This is a genomic window from uncultured Faecalibacterium sp., from assembly GCF_900066275.1.
GTDB classification, from domain to species: domain Bacteria; phylum Bacillota; class Clostridia; order Oscillospirales; family Ruminococcaceae; genus Faecalibacterium; species Faecalibacterium taiwanense.
Map to the genome: position 1 here is coordinate 8,496 of NZ_FMFG01000006.1, position 14,619 is coordinate 23,114.

General features: G+C 56.2%; 18 protein-coding genes and 2 tRNA genes. All 20 read right to left on the reverse strand.

The features are described 5' to 3' along the window. Window positions 1-5 precede the first annotated feature (5 nt). Window positions 6-866, reverse strand: coding sequence for a phage major capsid protein (locus QZL71_RS03650; RefSeq protein ID WP_294647796.1), 861 nt, complete (start codon window positions 864-866; stop codon window positions 6-8). 18 nt (window positions 867-884) lie between these two features. Then, complete coding sequence (locus QZL71_RS03655; protein ID WP_294647798.1) at window positions 885-1,433, reverse strand: phage scaffolding protein; 549 nt, start codon at window positions 1,431-1,433, stop codon at window positions 885-887. 92 nt (window positions 1,434-1,525) lie between these two features. Beyond that, window positions 1,526-1,602: transfer RNA gene (locus tag QZL71_RS03660), tRNA-Trp, on the reverse strand. Window positions 1,603-1,673: 71 nt separating this feature from the next. Continuing rightward, a complete protein-coding gene (locus tag QZL71_RS03665) occupies window positions 1,674-2,054 on the reverse strand; it encodes a beta-sandwich lipoprotein (RefSeq protein WP_294647800.1) in 381 nt (126 codons plus the stop codon). A gap of 64 nt (window positions 2,055-2,118) precedes the next feature. Beyond that, the gene (locus QZL71_RS03670; protein ID WP_165852862.1) at window positions 2,119-2,280 is read right to left on the reverse strand and encodes a hypothetical protein; all 162 of its coding nucleotides are present in this window, start codon (window positions 2,278-2,280) and stop codon (window positions 2,119-2,121) included. 31 nt (window positions 2,281-2,311) lie between these two features. Beyond that, window positions 2,312-4,060, reverse strand: a complete 1,749-nt coding sequence (locus QZL71_RS03675) for a phage minor capsid protein (RefSeq protein WP_294647802.1) — start codon at window positions 4,058-4,060, stop codon at window positions 2,312-2,314. After that, a complete protein-coding gene (locus QZL71_RS03680; RefSeq protein ID WP_294647806.1) occupies window positions 4,060-5,490 on the reverse strand; it encodes a capsid protein in 1,431 nt (476 codons plus the stop codon). The genes QZL71_RS03675 and QZL71_RS03680 overlap by 1 nt, the downstream gene beginning before the upstream one ends. Then, the gene (locus QZL71_RS03685) at window positions 5,490-6,764 is read right to left on the reverse strand and encodes a PBSX family phage terminase large subunit (RefSeq protein WP_294647808.1); all 1,275 of its coding nucleotides are present in this window, start codon (window positions 6,762-6,764) and stop codon (window positions 5,490-5,492) included. The genes QZL71_RS03680 and QZL71_RS03685 overlap by 1 nt, the downstream gene beginning before the upstream one ends. Beyond that, window positions 6,761-7,168 carry a hypothetical protein gene (locus tag QZL71_RS03690; protein WP_294647811.1) on the reverse strand — a complete coding sequence of 136 codons (408 nt, stop codon included), beginning with the start codon at window positions 7,166-7,168 and terminating at the stop codon, window positions 6,761-6,763. Before QZL71_RS03690 ends, QZL71_RS03685 begins: the two co-directional genes overlap by 4 nt. A gap of 116 nt (window positions 7,169-7,284) precedes the next feature. Further along, complete coding sequence (locus QZL71_RS03695; RefSeq protein WP_294647813.1) at window positions 7,285-8,268, reverse strand: radical SAM protein; 984 nt, start codon at window positions 8,266-8,268, stop codon at window positions 7,285-7,287. A 28-nt stretch (window positions 8,269-8,296) separates the two neighbouring features. After that, complete coding sequence (locus tag QZL71_RS03700; protein ID WP_294647816.1) at window positions 8,297-8,881, reverse strand: ParB N-terminal domain-containing protein; 585 nt, start codon at window positions 8,879-8,881, stop codon at window positions 8,297-8,299. A gap of 177 nt (window positions 8,882-9,058) precedes the next feature. Beyond that, window positions 9,059-9,131, reverse strand: a tRNA-Trp gene (locus QZL71_RS03705). 512 nt (window positions 9,132-9,643) lie between these two features. Continuing rightward, complete coding sequence (locus QZL71_RS03710; protein ID WP_154256179.1) at window positions 9,644-10,159, reverse strand: hypothetical protein; 516 nt, start codon at window positions 10,157-10,159, stop codon at window positions 9,644-9,646. Then, window positions 10,156-10,698: a Holliday junction resolvase RecU gene (locus QZL71_RS03715; protein ID WP_294647817.1), complete on the reverse strand. Its 543-nt coding sequence runs from the start codon at window positions 10,696-10,698 to the stop codon at window positions 10,156-10,158. Before QZL71_RS03715 ends, QZL71_RS03710 begins: the two co-directional genes overlap by 4 nt. Window positions 10,699-10,796: 98 nt before the next feature. Then, window positions 10,797-11,126: a hypothetical protein gene (locus tag QZL71_RS03720; RefSeq protein WP_097781810.1), complete on the reverse strand. Its 330-nt coding sequence runs from the start codon at window positions 11,124-11,126 to the stop codon at window positions 10,797-10,799. Between the two features lie 16 nt (window positions 11,127-11,142). Beyond that, window positions 11,143-11,337, reverse strand: a complete 195-nt coding sequence (locus tag QZL71_RS03725) for a hypothetical protein (RefSeq protein ID WP_294647820.1) — start codon at window positions 11,335-11,337, stop codon at window positions 11,143-11,145. Continuing rightward, a complete protein-coding gene (locus QZL71_RS03730; protein ID WP_097781809.1) occupies window positions 11,330-11,494 on the reverse strand; it encodes a resolvase in 165 nt (54 codons plus the stop codon). The genes QZL71_RS03725 and QZL71_RS03730 overlap by 8 nt, the downstream gene beginning before the upstream one ends. 63 nt (window positions 11,495-11,557) lie before the next feature. Further along, a complete protein-coding gene (locus QZL71_RS03735) occupies window positions 11,558-11,860 on the reverse strand; it encodes a hypothetical protein (protein WP_097775543.1) in 303 nt (100 codons plus the stop codon). After that, entirely contained in the window at window positions 11,860-12,084 is a 225-nt protein-coding gene (locus QZL71_RS03740; protein ID WP_097781808.1) for a hypothetical protein, read from the reverse strand. The genes QZL71_RS03735 and QZL71_RS03740 overlap by 1 nt, the downstream gene beginning before the upstream one ends. Window positions 12,085-12,086: 2 nt before the next feature. Then, a complete protein-coding gene (locus QZL71_RS03745) occupies window positions 12,087-14,588 on the reverse strand; it encodes a DNA methyltransferase (protein ID WP_294647822.1) in 2,502 nt (833 codons plus the stop codon). Between the last annotated feature and the right edge of the window lie 31 nt (window positions 14,589-14,619).

A 14,619-nucleotide genomic window follows, 5' to 3' on the forward strand; every position in this document is an offset into this window, starting at 1 on the left:
TGGCCTTACGCCTCGATGCGCTTGATGTACAGGGTCTTGGGCTTGGACACCTTGATGCCGTACACCTTGCGCCCCTGCACAGCGGATGCGCCGATGTACTTGCCGGAGCCGCCCAGATCCTGCAGGTGCACCGTGGTCTGCCACTCCATGACGCGGTGGCACCAGTTGGGGTGGCCGCAGATGAACTCGGTGGTGGTTTTCTTGCTGGCCACGCGGGTGGTGTTCTCGAAATCCATGTTGTTGGACTCGTACACCGCAAAGCCCGCGATCTGACCCACTGCGCCGGTCTGCACCAGCTGCTGGGACAGATCGCCCTGCTTGATGAAGCGGTCGTCCTGCATGAGGAGCTCCAGATACTCGGGGCTGACGATCATCCAGCGGCCGGCCTGCGGCACGCCGTTGCGGCTCAGGGTGCGCTTTGCGGCCAGAGCTTCCTTGTAGGCGGTGGAAGCGGTGCAGGCGGTCTTGGTGGCGCTGATGTTGGCACCCGCTGCGCCCTGCAGCGCCTCGATGGACTTCTTGTCGATGGACAGAGCCATGGAGTAGCCTGCGCTGTCCAGACGCTCGGCGGTGATGCCGTCGGGCACGGATGCAGCGTCGAAGCCGTCGATGATCTCGTTCACGGCCTCGTCGTTGTCGATGTCCAGATCCAGATAGGTGGTGGTGCCGGCATCGGCATCCACGCCGTTTGCCTTGTCGTAGGCCTTGACGGCAACCTCAGTGTCGCGGACAGGGATCTTGACCTTACCGGCCTTGGGGCTGCCCTCGTAGCGGTTGTTGAAGATGGTATTGTCGCGGGTGACCAGAGTCGCACGCAGCTTTGCATCCACCAGAGCGGAGTAACGCTCCTGACTTGCATGTGCCATAGAAATCTCCTTTCGTTGTTACAGGTTCAGTTCAGGGTTCAGGGATTTGAAAGCGGCTTCCACACCATCGCTCTCGTTGGCGGGAGGGGCACCGTGCTCGGCACCGGTGGAGACCACAGCCACACCGGCTGCGCCGTCCTCGCCGAACGCCCACGGGTTCGCCTTGGCGGCTTCGTCCAGCGCCTTGGCAATGTCGGTGCTGCGGTCGGCAGAGCCTTTCAGGGCATCCAGATCCAGCAAAGCCCGCACTGCCTTGACGCTGCGGCCCTTCTTGCTCATGATGGCGGCATTCAGGGCGTTATCGAAGGCAAAGCCCTCGGCCTGCGCCTTCATATCGGCCTTCAGATTGGTGACCTGTTCCTGCAGGCCTGCCACGTCCACGCCGTCAAAGGCTTTCAGGCCGTCCTGTGCGGTCTTGAGCTGGGCGTTTGCGTTGTCCAGCTGGGTCTGCAGGGCGGTGGCGGCAGACTTCTCCCGGTTGATGTCTGAGCCGTTCTCCTGCATGATCCAGTTCAGCTGTTCATCGGTGATGCCGGGGATCTTGTTCTTCACGTCTTCACGCTTCATGGTGGAAACTCCTTTCGTGTGTGAGACCTCAGTTTTTTACACTGTTCTCTGTCAGTATTCGGTCGTGGGCGGGGTACGCGCCGCCCGCCGCATGGCACCGTTTGCAGGACTCGAACCTGCCGCTTCCGGTTTTGGAGACCGGCGCTCTTCCGACATGAGCTAAAACGGCATGAAAAAACCACTATGAAGCCTTTTTCTGGGCACATAGTGGTTAAAATGGGGGATTTCCGTGAATGACTTTTACGGCTTCACCTCCACACTGGGCAGGATGTCAGTGTGGAAATAGAGCTTGTAGTGGTAGGGGTCGGTATGGGTGCCGGTGATGTCCTCTACCACATACATGGTGTAGTCGTTCAGGTAGATGTAGTTCTTGCGGTAGGAATCCGGGCCGACTTTCACCGTGCAGACCAGCTCATTGTTTGAGTTGTTGGAGATGGACATGTAGCCTTCGGCTTCCATAATGACCTTATCGGTGCGGGCGTTGTAGACGGTGATCTTGCGCTCACTCTCGAAGTAATCTGCCTGCTTGGAGATGTTGTAGTTGGCCTTTTCGGCTTCGCTGGAACAGCCACACAGCAGAATGGATGCGGCCAGCGCAAGGGCGAGAAGAATCTTTTCCATGGTTCGTTCCTTTCTGTAAAAATGGGCAAAAGAAAACCACCGTCCGGGTGGATGGTGGTTAAGGTTATTCGATGCCGGGCGGGAGCTTGCCAAGTTCTTTCAAAATACTGTAGCAGTCACGAGCATACATCTGACGGTGTACAGTTCTGTCCCACCCATCGTAAAATGAGTTGCAAATATCATCATATGCCGGATCTACAGGAGTTTCCAGAAGAACCTGCTGCATTTCCCTGACTTCCTGTTCTGTGTAAGAAGGTTTATTCGTAGAATTTGGCACCATTTTTCTGCAACTCCTTTATGCAGTCCGAAATAACCCCTTCTGCCTTTTCAAGAACCTGTTCATCCGTCAGCGTGGACTTGAGCAATTCATCAATTGCGCAATCCATTTGCCGAATGGCCTGTTTCGCGGAGCTTTCTTGAAAAGTCGAAGTCTTTTCGATTGCGTAAATATGCCCATCATGCCCAAGAGCAGTAAGCAGCTTCAAATTTGCGTTTCGCGTAAATTGCCGCAGATCACCATTTGAAAAGCTACCGCATGCAGGATGGGTATGAATCGCAATATAGGGTACATCCGGGTTTGGTAGCTGAACAGAATGACCATCCGGCAAGCCGATGATATCCTTCGTCAGCGGCTTCATCTTGATGTCGAACACCCTGCCCACTTCAACATTTTCCGGCTGCTTTGAAGCGACCATGAGAAGGCGCTTGTGGGCGTTTTTCAGCTGTTGCTGCCCGGCGGCATCTAGTGTGTCACAGCTGAACGCCTTAACATTTGCGATTGACTGCATTGTAACAGGTTTTGCTTTTGTGTTCAAGCTGCTGTATGTAGAGGATGCCTTCCGTGCCTGTGCGCTTGCCTTACTGCCCTCGCTCCGGCCAAACTTCGGCACGCTGGTGCGGGCGCTGTCCACACGGCCACCGGTGGCCTGTGCAAACTCTGCAAGGCTCTGGCGGGCCGCTTTCAGGCGCACAGCGCTGTCGGTGGGGTCCAGCCCGGCAGCATCCTCGGCCAGATACCGCTTTTTCCAGCGGCGGACGTTCCGCTCCCGGGCACGCTGCATCTGTGATATCTCGTAGGCGGTGTACTTTTTGCCGTTCCACTCGATGTTCCGGGCGTTCAGCTCCCGCAGCTGCTCCTGTGTCCATTGGGGCGGGTCGCCCAGCTCCGGGAACACCGCGAAAAAGGTGTGGCGGCAGTTCCAGCCGCAAAGGCCTGCGCCGGTACCATAGCCGGTGGCAGCTTCAAAGTCCGGGTAGTGCCTGCCCTTGTAGTCCACAGCGCCACCCCGGTGGAAGCGCCTGCCCTGCCACTCTGCATGAGAAGGACGGGCACCGCCGTGGGCGGTCGTCTCCACAAATTCGCAGCCCATCTCGTCCATGCGGGCCACCTGCAGCTTGCCAGTCGTCTGGTTTACACCGGTGAGCACGGCACGGCGGGCGGCCACCTCGATGCTGTCCTTGTGGCCGCTGGGATAGGTGACCATGGGCATGTCGTCTGCAAGGCTGTCCACAGCCTGTTTGACGGCGGTTTTGTAGTCAAAGGCGCCGGTGCTCACCTTGAGCCATGCGGCGTCCAGCGTGCGCTCAAAGGCCCCTGTGACGGTGTTTGCCGTGGTGGCGGTCAGGTTCTGCCATGTGCCGCAAGTCTGCCGCGCGCCGGCATCCAGCAGGTTGTTCAGGGCGGCGTTCTCTTCAAAAGGGGGCGGCTCCATGTCGTAGTGGTAATAGATCGCATCCTCCCGCTCCATGGCTTCAGTGGCAGCCTGCAAAAGCAGCTTGCGGATGGCCGTTTCGCTCTTGCCGGTGTACTTCGCCAGCAGCTGCACCACGTCGTTGCGCAGCGCCTCGGTCTGCTGGTAGCGCCACAGCTGCCAGTTTGCGGTGGGGGTCACGGCGTCCATCTTGCCGATGCGCCGGGCAACGTCCTGTAAGATCTCGTCCTCGACCTGCTGCCAGAGCTGCACAAAGGCGTCCGGCATCCGGTCAAGATAGCTCGGCGGCAGCATCAGGCACCCCCGAAGGTGAGGGCTTCAGGGCTGCGGTTCTCGGCATCCGCTTCGGCGGCAATGGCCTTTGCATCGTCCTCGCTGTAGCCCTCGAACTCCACCAGATACCGCCAGAACGGGAACTTGCCTGCGGTAACGTAGCCCCAATACATCTGTTTGCGCTCTTTGGGGTCGGAGATGATACTGTCGTCAAAGTCAAAGGTCACGTTGCAGTCGCCCGGCGGGGAAACGGCTGCGCCGCTGTTCCACTGGGCATCCAGCAGCTTGCTGATGGAGTATACCAGATCGGTCAGCGCATTGCCCAGCGCCCGCTGCAGATCCTTGACGGTAGTGTAGCTGCGCTGCTTGCTGCTCCTGATTTCCTCGGCGGTCTTGTCCACGTTCTGCGGGTCGGACAGGGTGCCGTAGGCAAGGCCGCACTGGAACTCCACCCGCTTGAGCATGGCATCCATCCCCCGACGATAGCTTTCATCGCGCAGGGCAGGGGCAAACACCTCGTAAAGGTTCCGGCCATTGGACCCGGAGCTGCCGTTCAACCAGTTGCGGTAAAGGCGCTGCTCACGCTGCGGCATAACGCTCTCGCCGTTGATGTCGGGCCGCAGGGCGGTCTGGTCAACGTCAAGGGCCAGCTGCCCGCCGTCATACTCCCACAGCAGCCGCCCATACTGTTCATCGGTATCATGGATGGTGTCAGCAGCAGCGGCATAGACGCTCACGCCCAGCGGGGAGTGCCGATCAGTGGAATTTCCGCTGGACACTCTGAAATAGCCCCAAAGCGGACGGTCTACATCGGAGAATTCAGTGTGTGGGGAAATCGCGGCCCACTCCTGCACATCGGTCAGCGGGACTTCAATGCCGAGGTCTGCACTGGTCATGGAACGGAACGCCTTGACCGTGATGCTGTACGTGCTGCCGGAAAACTCGTGATCTTCCAGACGGGTATAAATGCGGTTGCCGCGCACCAGATGGTCATAAAAAATAGCCCCGGTCATGCGGCCAGAGCTGTCAAAGCGGGTAGGGCAGAAGCAATCCCCCTGCACAGCATCGATCTGGATGCGTCCCTCCGCATCGAGGAAGGGCCGGAACAGGATGCCGCCCAGCGCACAGCCGTATTCCACCGGGGTGCGCAGATCTGCAATGAAAGGCTGCAGCATGGTGTTGATGCTGTCGGCGCGGGCACTGCCGGAAACAATGCATTCCATTTCAAGCGTGGTCAGACGGGCCAGCTCCGATGCAACACTCTGGGCAAGCTTCAGGCTGTGCAGGGCGTTCTTGCCGCCGTGGCACCACGGCCCGCCGGTATCGTACATCTGCGCCCACAGGATGATCGCATTCTCCATGCTGTAGGACACGTTGGCGCTGACAGTAGTATTTTCACCGAACAGCAGCCGTGCTTTCTCCCGCAGCCAGAAAAGCAGTCTGTCAAACATTACTTTCGTCTCCAATCTGCCCAGCGGATCAGCGGGGCCAGTATCGTATAGCAGAAATAGCGGATGTCGTCCATGGCGTGGTCGTTCTCCTTCACGACGCGGTCCTCTTTGGCTTTGTCGTCCCACGAGTACAGGCCGAACTCCCGGCGGGATGCCGCGCAGCTTTCGTGGATAGTCACAAGCCCGGCCTGCATCAGGGATGCCACGCAGCGGATGCCGTTAAGCACGTCGTTATCAGCGGGGATCACCAGATACTTGCCATGCCGCCGGATGGTCTCAATGAAGGAAGCAGCGGACGGGTCAACCACCACCGCCTGAATGTAATAACCCTTGGTCAGGCGTTCCAGCTCGGCATAGTGCTCTTCGTCCGTGCGCTGCACACGCTCGGCACGGCTGTCAAAATAGCTTTCCTTGATTCGCAGGGCCTTGCCATCATGAATGACCCACAGGCCCATGCTGCAGGGGTTGTGCGTGCCGTAGTCGATGGACACGTAAAACTGCCCGTCGATGTGGGAAGCATCACCGTGAAAGAGGTAGGTGTCCTGCCCGGCGGAGAAGAAAGGGTATACAAGACCCTCGGCAGCTTTCCTTTTACCGAGGATATCACGGGCATACCAGACCGTGCTGCGGTCGTAGGTTGCAAGCACAGCCCGGAGCTGGTCGTCCGAAATGCTCATATTATCGGCAATGGTGAAATGCCCATAGTTGAAGCCGTATTTCGGGTTCTCCGTCTGCTTCTTTTCGTGCAGATTCAGAATGTTTTCGTAGTACCAGTGCCCCTCCGCCTTGGGATTCAGGTCGTGAAACACCTTTCTGTCCGGGCTGGACAGGGTACGGTCGAATACTTCCTTGATGAAAGTTTCGCTGCATTCATTGGCTTCGGTGATGTACGCGGTGCCGTAGGTGTTGCCCTTGATGAGCTTTTCGTCACCGGCTTTGCCGCCACCAGACACTAGCACCACCTTTTCGCCGGTGGCAGTCTGGATGTACAGACAGTCGCGGTTCTGGTAGGTGCCCTCACGGCAGCGGCCCTCAAAATAGTTTTTCAGTCCGAAGCCGTCACAGTCCAGAATGTTCAGCCGGGCCGTCGCAGTGGATACGCCCGCAATGAGGTGTATCCTGCTGGGATGCTTTTCCAAGATGGTGCAGTAGGCCATAGTAATAAGCACGTTCTTGCCGCCGCGTTTGCCGCCCTCAGCCACATTGAACCAGTGGTCGAAGCAACTCCAGAAGAAACGCATCTGGTTTTGGGAAAAAGGTGCAGGGATGTTCATGTCTCAAAATCCTTGATATCGCGGTCAGGCACGGGCCGCTGCAGCAGATCTGCAAGCGTCTGCATGTCGTTATTCTGGGCTTCGGTCGTGTTCTCCTGCGGTTTGTCCTTCCACTTGTCTGGCTTCCGGTTTTTCAAATAAAAAATCTGGGCCGTGACGTTTGCAGGCACAACGACCTGTTCCTCTGCATACTCAATGCGTTCTTCTTCAAGCCGCTTTTTTCCATCCACCATGACCTTTTTCAGCTTGATGGGCTTTTTTACGGTCACGGTGCGTGTCTTGCAGCTCTCGAACAGCTCATTTTCCACAATGTAATCAGCGTTTTCCCGCCCTACTTTTAAAGCGTCGGAAATGTCGGGAAATCGGCTTTTCCATTCATTCAGGGTATCGCGGTGTATTCCCATGTTCTGAGCTATTTGTTCCTGCGTCAGGCCGTCCCTAGCCCATCCACGAAGCAGCGTCAACTCTTCCGGCTCTAACCACTTCTCATACTTACCTTTGCGGCCAATCGCAGATCACCTCATTTCAGACCAAAGGTCTCGTTCACATAGTCACGCTTCGTTTTGTAGACGTTGAGCATTTCGCTTTCAAAACTCTCCCCTCGGAGCCGTCGAGAGTTGGCTGTGTTCTGGTAAAGCGACTGAAAGCACATCGCTGTCCCAGTTTTCTGCATCTGAGGGGTCTTTGCGGGCTTCCCACCATGAAGCAGGTGGTTCAGGTTATACTCATTCACCTTGAATCCGGGAAGGTCAGAGACACCGCAACAACAAAGGCTGTCTCCCAGTTCTCTTGTTCGGTTTTCTCCGCTGTAAAGAGCAAGGCCAAGTTCATGCGCCCTCTGCTTCAGCTTAAGAATATCGCTCTCGATCAGGGCTTTCGGATAGGTATAATCGCCTGCAACCTTCACAAGGCCCGGTCTTTTGCTTGCAAACTTCATGCCCTCGACAATAACGCCGTAGGCACCAGCAGCCTTGAACTTTTCAAGGTTTTCGTAAACCTCTCCGTATACCTCATGCATGTACGGCTGAATCCTGACGATCAGGCGCTTCACATTCGGAGCAACCTTTCTCGCAATTTCAAGACGTTCTTCAAAGGTGGGTGCGCCTTCTTCGAGCTTGTCATAGCTGCTGCACACCATGCTGATCTGCACAACACAGTTGCACTTTCTCAGCAGTTCGAGATATTCAGGCTCTGCGATGATCCTTCCCTTTGTCGAAACAACAAAGGGGTATTTGGTTTCAGCAAAGACGCGCAGAGCGTTGTAGCTCATTCGGTAATAGCGCTCACAAGGCTGGAAAGGGTCGCTCACGCCCCCCCAGTGAAGAGGAATATTCCAATCACACCAGTTTGTTTCTGATGTGCGCTTTCCCTGAATCCAACTCAGAAGGGCTTTCACGCCTTCACCTTTCTGCACCTTGCTGATGTCATACTTTCCGTTCCGCTGCACAAAGCAGTATTTGCAGCCGTGCGTACACCCCTTGTAGGTGTCGAAACGGATAGGCATATCGCACAACCAGCATTGCGACCCGCAGTTAGGCATCTTTATCCTCCATAACGCCGCGAATACAGTTCAAGATGGCTTTTTCAAGCGGCTCCTTCGTGTTCTCGCTGATGTATCCCTTGATTTCTTCCTCGCACTCAACGGGGAACGTGAAGGTCACGGAAAATTCTTTCTTTTCCGAAGCCTTTGTGAAACCGTCCTCCATAAGGCTGTCAATGTAGGATACGCCGGCATCATCGTCCTGCGGAATGTCAAAATCAAAGTCGAAGTCGCCAAAATCGACTTCAAGCAGCTCCCGTTCCAGCTTGGAGAAATCCCAGCCGGTCATTTCGCCGGTCTTGTTCGCCAGCAGGCGGTATTTCTGTTTCTGCTCTTCCGTCAGGCCGGTGTAGCGCACCACGTCGGCCATGTCCACATTGAGCTGCATCAACGCAAGGCGGCGGGTGTGACCGCTGAGAATGACGTTGTTTTCGTCAACCTCGATGGGATCAAGTGCGCTGCACTGCTTGATGCTCTCAGCGCAAGCGTCTACAGCTGCAGGGGAGATCACGCGCGGGTTGTTCTCATACGGCACCAGATCGGAGACCGGCATTTTCAGCAGTTCTTTCTGAATCATCTTTTTTCTCCAAATAAAAAGCCGCCCGGAAAACCGAACGGCAAAGATATCAAAAAATAAGCAGCACCCATGCATTCAGTTTGACGGACAGGCGTAAAACGGGCGGGTGCTGCTGCATCTGGAACTTTCGCGGCCAGATGCCCCGCTATTGCGCCGCCCCCTCATAGGGCACGCAAGCACTCCCGGCAGGGCTCGAACCTGCAACATGCGGTTTTGGAGACCGCCGCTCTACCGCTTGAGCTACCGGAGTATAAAAGCCGCCCTTGGAATCGAACCAGCCGTGTCTACACACACGCGCCGCGCTCCAAACTGCGCTCAGGCGGCCATATAAAAACAGCTCCGGTTCTCCGCCGGGGCTGTTGGTTGGCGCACATCCTGTCAGGAAAGCTACACCTTGGCAAGGATTCTAAGGCCTTTTCTTGGCACGGGAGGTTACACGTGCGGCCTTTCGGGTTGTCTGGTCCATGCGCCATACGGTGCGATACGGCGGAATCGAACCGCCTCCTGTCTCTCATGAGCGGCAGGCTGCCTTTGTTTCAGTGTATCGCATAGATGCGCAGTCCGCGAAACGTGAAGAGAGAAAAATGCCTGCAAAGCCAAAAGGAGGAAAATTATCATGTAGGTTCGTTTCGGAGACTGCGTGTATCGGTTTGCCTTTCCGGCATTGCCGATGGTACTATTCAATCACTTTCGCACGGTTTCTGTACATACCGCGTACATACCGCGTACATACCCGAAGCTGTACAAAAAATCACGCGTTTTTTATGCACTTTCGTCAAAATCGCAAAAAGGTGTTGCTTCCCAGATCTCTGCAAGGGCTTCAAACCCTACTGTGATGGCTCTGGATGCCGTGTGTGCCTGTGCAAAGCCCACCTCAGCGGCGGCCTGCTCACGGGTCTTACCCTCAACATAACACAGGATGATGCACTTGCTGCGGCGGATGGATGCCGTGTCAGCATTCAGCAGATATGCCGTATCAATGGCCGCCTTCTGCATCTCCACATACTCGCACTTGAGGGCAGCCAGCTTTTCCTCTGCTTCCACAATGGCCGCGCCACCGTTCCCCACCTTGTCACTGGTTCCAGAACGACCAGGTGCAGCTGAAACGCTGGATGTGGTGGCGGTAGCGATGCACTGTAGATCTACAATGCGCTCTTCCTGCTGCTGAATCTGTGCCCGCATTCTTGGCAGTCGTTCAAACCATGCCCGCACCAGCTGGGCCTTTTCATTCTTAGGTGGCTTTTCGTTCTCGCTTTCAGGTGTCCATGTGCGGATCATTGTTCCTCCTTTACTCCTTCCAAAAACAGCAGCACTCCGGGTGCTGCAAACGGGACGCGGTAAATTTCAATGTCTGATTGGGTGATGTACTTACGGCCAAACAGCCGTTTCATGTCCTTCCATACGGCCCACGGGACGCGGTAGAAAGCCCTGCCGCTAAATGAGCATAGTACAAAGGCGACACCTCCGAGAGCTTCTGTGCGGCTCAAACGAAGCGCTTGCGCGGTCAACACACGATCAAAGGTCAGCCGGTCACTGTCAGTGTGCTTTGCTTCAAAATTGATGGCTCTTCCGCCTTTGAGAACGCCTTTGTAGTCCGGCTGGGCCTGTTTCGTGTAGCAAGCAAGGAACCGGCCAGCACGGTCCGGGCTTCCAATCGGACGCATCGGTTCTGGGGTCTTTTCGATGTCTGCAAGGCCGATGGATCTGTAATAGGCGCAGGCATTGTCAATGATGCTTTCAAAGCCAGCGCCCTCTGCGCGGCTTCGGGCACCGGTATAGCTGCGGCGAATACTGGCCGCCGTTCTTCTGTTATTCATTGCTCAATTCCTCCACATAGCGCCAGCTTTGGGGCGGGCGAGTGATCTCCACAGGCCGCATGCTCAAAAGCACAGCTTTCATGCTCACGTCTCTCCCTTCAGTAATACTCGATTTCAACCAGCGAGGTAGACACCAGCTCAAAACGTCCATCTTCCAGAGGGATGCGGAGCAGGTGATACTGATCTCTGCAAACGTATGATTTCGGCAGCAGCTCGCTGAAGTCCTCCACGGTGATGGTATACTTCGGAGATCGTGTTCCAGCATATCCGGTCTTTACAATTTCCGGGGAATAGACAGTAACGTGGTAGCATGGCTTTCTTTCAACTTCTGCCTCGGCAGTGGCCGCACCGCAGGATGTAAACCACAGCGTCAGAATCAGCAGCACAGCTGCTGCGATAAAGCAGACCATTCTCTTTTCGGTTTTCATGCTTCACTTCTCCTCCTCAAAAGTCCCAGTCTGAAGGAACACCGAGACGGCATTCTCCATCGCCATCGTTACTGGTCGGTTTATCAAACTGGCACCCCGGGCAGCCATTTCCAGCCGCCAAATGGCAATGGCAAAAATCCATCAAATAATGGGCCATGTCCTCCGGACTCATAGTGTCGGTTTCAGGGTTAGATTTCGCTTGATCATTCATCGTCGCCCCTCCAATACTCCACAAAATAGGTCAAAGTGGATTTTCCGCTGCGCTTTTCCTTGCCCATACGGACGGTGTAGCCGTTCATCGACAGGACGACGACCAGTGCTTTTCGGTCCTCCACCTTGTCGCAGTCAATCTTGTAATGCTGTGACATGTATTCATCCTCCGTGCCGCTACTTGTATAATCAGCAGCAGTTTATGTAACTGTGTTTGTATTTCAGACCTTGAGATCGCTTTGCGGGCGTTCCAGCCAGTCGCGGACGGTATCTTCGGACGGCGCGCCGTCGTCGCACAAGGCCAGAACCGCCGGAACCAGCTTCCGGGCCATTTCTTCATCATCCATGTCCCGGATAGCGTCTCCGATCGTGGTCTGATCGCTCGTTCTGATTTCCAGCGCCAGCTTCACGACGGAGCCGTCCTGACGGGTCCACGAGCAAATAAGGCTCTGGCCGCCGATCTTTTCCAATGTGGTCAACATCGTATCGCGACAGGCGGCGATAATCGCTTCAGCTCTTTCCATTACCTGTACTCCTTTCCAGTTGCCTTGTCCCGCAAGGGGATTCGTCCAATGATCTCAAAACCTGCCCACTCGGCCACCTGCCGAAGCAGGGGCACGAGGAGGCTGATTTGCAGCAGTTTGGCAGCTTCCTTCTGCCGCTCATCCTTCTGCATGCTGCGGAAAGCTGCGCAGGGGGTCGGATCTGCATAATGCTCGGCGTTCCGGCTCATGTTGTCATTGCTCATGTTCAAGCTCCATTCTCCAACAGGTCAAACAGAGTGGGTGCATCCTTTTCTGCATCCGCAGATTCCAGATAGCCCACGCCGTCACGGAAATAATCCGGGTTCAGCTCCACGCCCTTGCCTCTGCGGTTCATCTTCACGGCCTCATACGGCACAGTGAACAGCCCCGCAAAGGGGTCAGCTACCAGCTCGCCCTCGTTGCTGTACCGCTCAATCAGGCGCTGCACGATGTCGATCTGAAGCGGGCAAACGTGGAGGTTCTGCCGCCGCTGGCTCTGGGTGGTGTTTAGGGTGCGCATCCGGTTGATATCGTCCCAGACAGTCATGTCCCACGAGCCGGGAGCGACCACCATGAACGTGGACGGCAAACGGCCATCCTTGTCCAGACTTTCCGCGAGCTTGACGTGTTCCTCGTAGGAGTAGACGCTGTTCCGGCTGAACTTGCGGTATACGTTTTGCAGCTTGGAGGTCGGGATTTTTTCCAGTTCCTCGCGGGTGAAAGGCCGGTCGCCGCTGCTGCGCCAGAATGCGTGAGCGTCAATTTGCCACTGGGCGCGGGTGTATTCCTCTTTGGACTTCTTCACCGGCGTATCGGCATATCCACGGCTGCAATCGGTGGGCAGCTTGCGGAACAGCAGGATGTATTCTGGGCAGCCAACACCCATCTTCGTGCCGTCCTTGCACTGCTCTGTCCATCCCAGACGGTAGGTCTGGTTATTCTCCCGGACAACGTCCGTGACAACCGTAATCATTCCGAAATAGGCGAACCCATGCTTCCGGAAATGAGCGATACAGTCCGCGTGAAACGGCTCAATGGTCGGCGCTGCAAGGCCGGTGACGTTGGCGAACTCCACGCGATCTTTCACATGGATTGCAGCCACGCGACCCGGCTTCAGGGTGCGCAGCAGTTCCGGGGTCAGATAGTCCATCTGACGGAAGAACTCTGCATCATCCGGGTTATGGCCGAAGTCATTGTACGAGGGCGAATATTCGTAATGGTTGCCGAACGGGATACTAGTCACATACAGGTCAATGCTGTCCGTTGGCCAGTTCCGGACTTCTTCCACACAGTCGTTGTTGATGGCCGTGTAATTGTTTCCCTTGACTTCCACTCTCTCACATCCTATCGTTCTCTTCAGGGTCTCAAGCGCAAGGCTACCGAGACCGTATTCTTTGATGATTTCCTCCATCTGCTCGCTCAGTTCATCGTACTGTCTCCACTTGCGTTGCAGCGCCAGCAGCACCTCCGTCTCCGTGTCCATGTACAGGATGTCGATGATGACCGGGGACTTTTGCAGGAAACGGTAGATGCGGTGAATGGCTTGAATGAAGTCGTTGAACTCGTAGTCGATGCCCATGAAAATGGCGCGGTGGCAATGGCGCTGGAAATTGCAGCCGGAACCGGACAGGCTTTTCTTGGTTCCGAAGATGCGGGTGCGGCCCTGTGCGAAGTCCATGACCCGCTGCTCTCTGGTTTCCAGCTCCATGCTGCCGTAGATATCGACCATCTCCGGCACGGCCTTTTTGAGCGCCTTGCGCTCGTCCTCCAAATCGTGCCAGACCACAAAATGCTCGTCCGGCGGTGCCTCCGCAATGATGCGGGCTACCTCGGCGGCGCGAATGTCGATGCTGTCCCGCTTCTCTTTGGCTGCATCCTGCAAGCCCATCGCGGCATCATGGCCGAGCTTCATCTGGCCGTCGGCTTCAAATTCAGCGGGCCGGTCAAGGCTGTTCAGCTTGTGATACCGGATGTCCAGCGGCGGCAGGGCGTAACCATCATCCGAGAATCCGAGATCGGACGGCTTCTGAAGGAAAAGCCCCCAGCTGGCGCACCAAATCCAGAACTCCCGCTCGCGACCAGGATAAAGGGTCAGGTTGTTCGCTTTGGTGCTGTCCCTCTTGAAAAAGCGGGTCAAGCTCTGGCCGGTGTCCATAATTTCGAGGAACCCGGCATAGTGAATCAGCTCTTTGTAGCGGTTCGGGCTGGGTGTCGCGGTGTTGGTCAGCTTATACTTGATTCCCTTGAACTTCTGCATGAAGCTCTGATAGGTCTTGCTGCCGAAGCTGCGCAGTGTGGCGGCCTCGTCCAAACTGACCGCTGTGAAATGATGCGGGTCAATGTCGCCGTCTCTGACGCGCTCGTAGTTGGTCAGGACGATGGGGGCTGTGCTGGCCTCCACTTCGGCCATCGTGCGGCAATAGGGCGGCTCGTCAATGCCCAGCAGGTTCACAGCGTCGGCCTTGAACTCCGGCAGGACGTTCAGCGGCATCACAACGAGCGTCTGTCCGCCCTCGTGCTTCTGTAGCAGCCTGCACCATTCGAGCTGCATGATGGTCTTTCCCAGACCGAAGCGGGCGAAAATGCCACGGCGGCCCCCGCGCAGCGCCCACAGAACGCTCACGCGCTGGTGATCTTTCAGCGCCGGGCTGACCTCGGCGGGGTCAATCTCGATACCGGACAGGGGCGCAATGTCGATTTTGCGCTCCAAAAACTCCTTGTATGTCATTTTGCGTGTTCATCTCCAATTGTTCTCCCTC

Bases quoted from the DNA above. Each gene is read 5' to 3' on its own strand.
- QZL71_RS03650 (WP_294647796.1), bottom strand. From the start codon at position 866: ATGGCACATGCAAGTCAGGAGCGTTACTCCGCTCTGGTGGATGCAAAG.
- QZL71_RS03655 (WP_294647798.1), bottom strand. From the start codon at position 1,433: ATGAAGCGTGAAGACGTGAAGAACAAGATCCCCGGCATCACCGATGAA.
- QZL71_RS03665 (WP_294647800.1), bottom strand. From the start codon at position 2,054: ATGGAAAAGATTCTTCTCGCCCTTGCGCTGGCCGCATCCATTCTGCTG.
- QZL71_RS03670 (WP_165852862.1), bottom strand. From the start codon at position 2,280: ATGCAGCAGGTTCTTCTGGAAACTCCTGTAGATCCGGCATATGATGAT.
- QZL71_RS03675 (WP_294647802.1), bottom strand. From the start codon at position 4,060: ATGCTGCCGCCGAGCTATCTTGACCGGATGCCGGACGCCTTTGTGCAG.
- QZL71_RS03680 (WP_294647806.1), bottom strand. From the start codon at position 5,490: ATGTTTGACAGACTGCTTTTCTGGCTGCGGGAGAAAGCACGGCTGCTG.
- QZL71_RS03685 (WP_294647808.1), bottom strand. From the start codon at position 6,764: ATGAACATCCCTGCACCTTTTTCCCAAAACCAGATGCGTTTCTTCTGG.
- QZL71_RS03690 (WP_294647811.1), bottom strand. From the start codon at position 7,168: ATGGGAATACACCGCGATACCCTGAATGAATGGAAAAGCCGATTTCCC.
- QZL71_RS03695 (WP_294647813.1), bottom strand. From the start codon at position 8,268: ATGCCTATCCGTTTCGACACCTACAAGGGGTGTACGCACGGCTGCAAA.
- QZL71_RS03700 (WP_294647816.1), bottom strand. From the start codon at position 8,881: ATGATTCAGAAAGAACTGCTGAAAATGCCGGTCTCCGATCTGGTGCCG.
- QZL71_RS03710 (WP_154256179.1), bottom strand. From the start codon at position 10,159: ATGATCCGCACATGGACACCTGAAAGCGAGAACGAAAAGCCACCTAAG.
- QZL71_RS03715 (WP_294647817.1), bottom strand. From the start codon at position 10,698: ATGAATAACAGAAGAACGGCGGCCAGTATTCGCCGCAGCTATACCGGT.
- QZL71_RS03720 (WP_097781810.1), bottom strand. From the start codon at position 11,126: ATGAAAACCGAAAAGAGAATGGTCTGCTTTATCGCAGCAGCTGTGCTG.
- QZL71_RS03725 (WP_294647820.1), bottom strand. From the start codon at position 11,337: ATGAATGATCAAGCGAAATCTAACCCTGAAACCGACACTATGAGTCCG.
- QZL71_RS03730 (WP_097781809.1), bottom strand. From the start codon at position 11,494: ATGTCACAGCATTACAAGATTGACTGCGACAAGGTGGAGGACCGAAAA.
- QZL71_RS03735 (WP_097775543.1), bottom strand. From the start codon at position 11,860: ATGGAAAGAGCTGAAGCGATTATCGCCGCCTGTCGCGATACGATGTTG.
- QZL71_RS03740 (WP_097781808.1), bottom strand. From the start codon at position 12,084: ATGAGCAATGACAACATGAGCCGGAACGCCGAGCATTATGCAGATCCG.
- QZL71_RS03745 (WP_294647822.1), bottom strand. From the start codon at position 14,588: ATGACATACAAGGAGTTTTTGGAGCGCAAAATCGACATTGCGCCCCTG.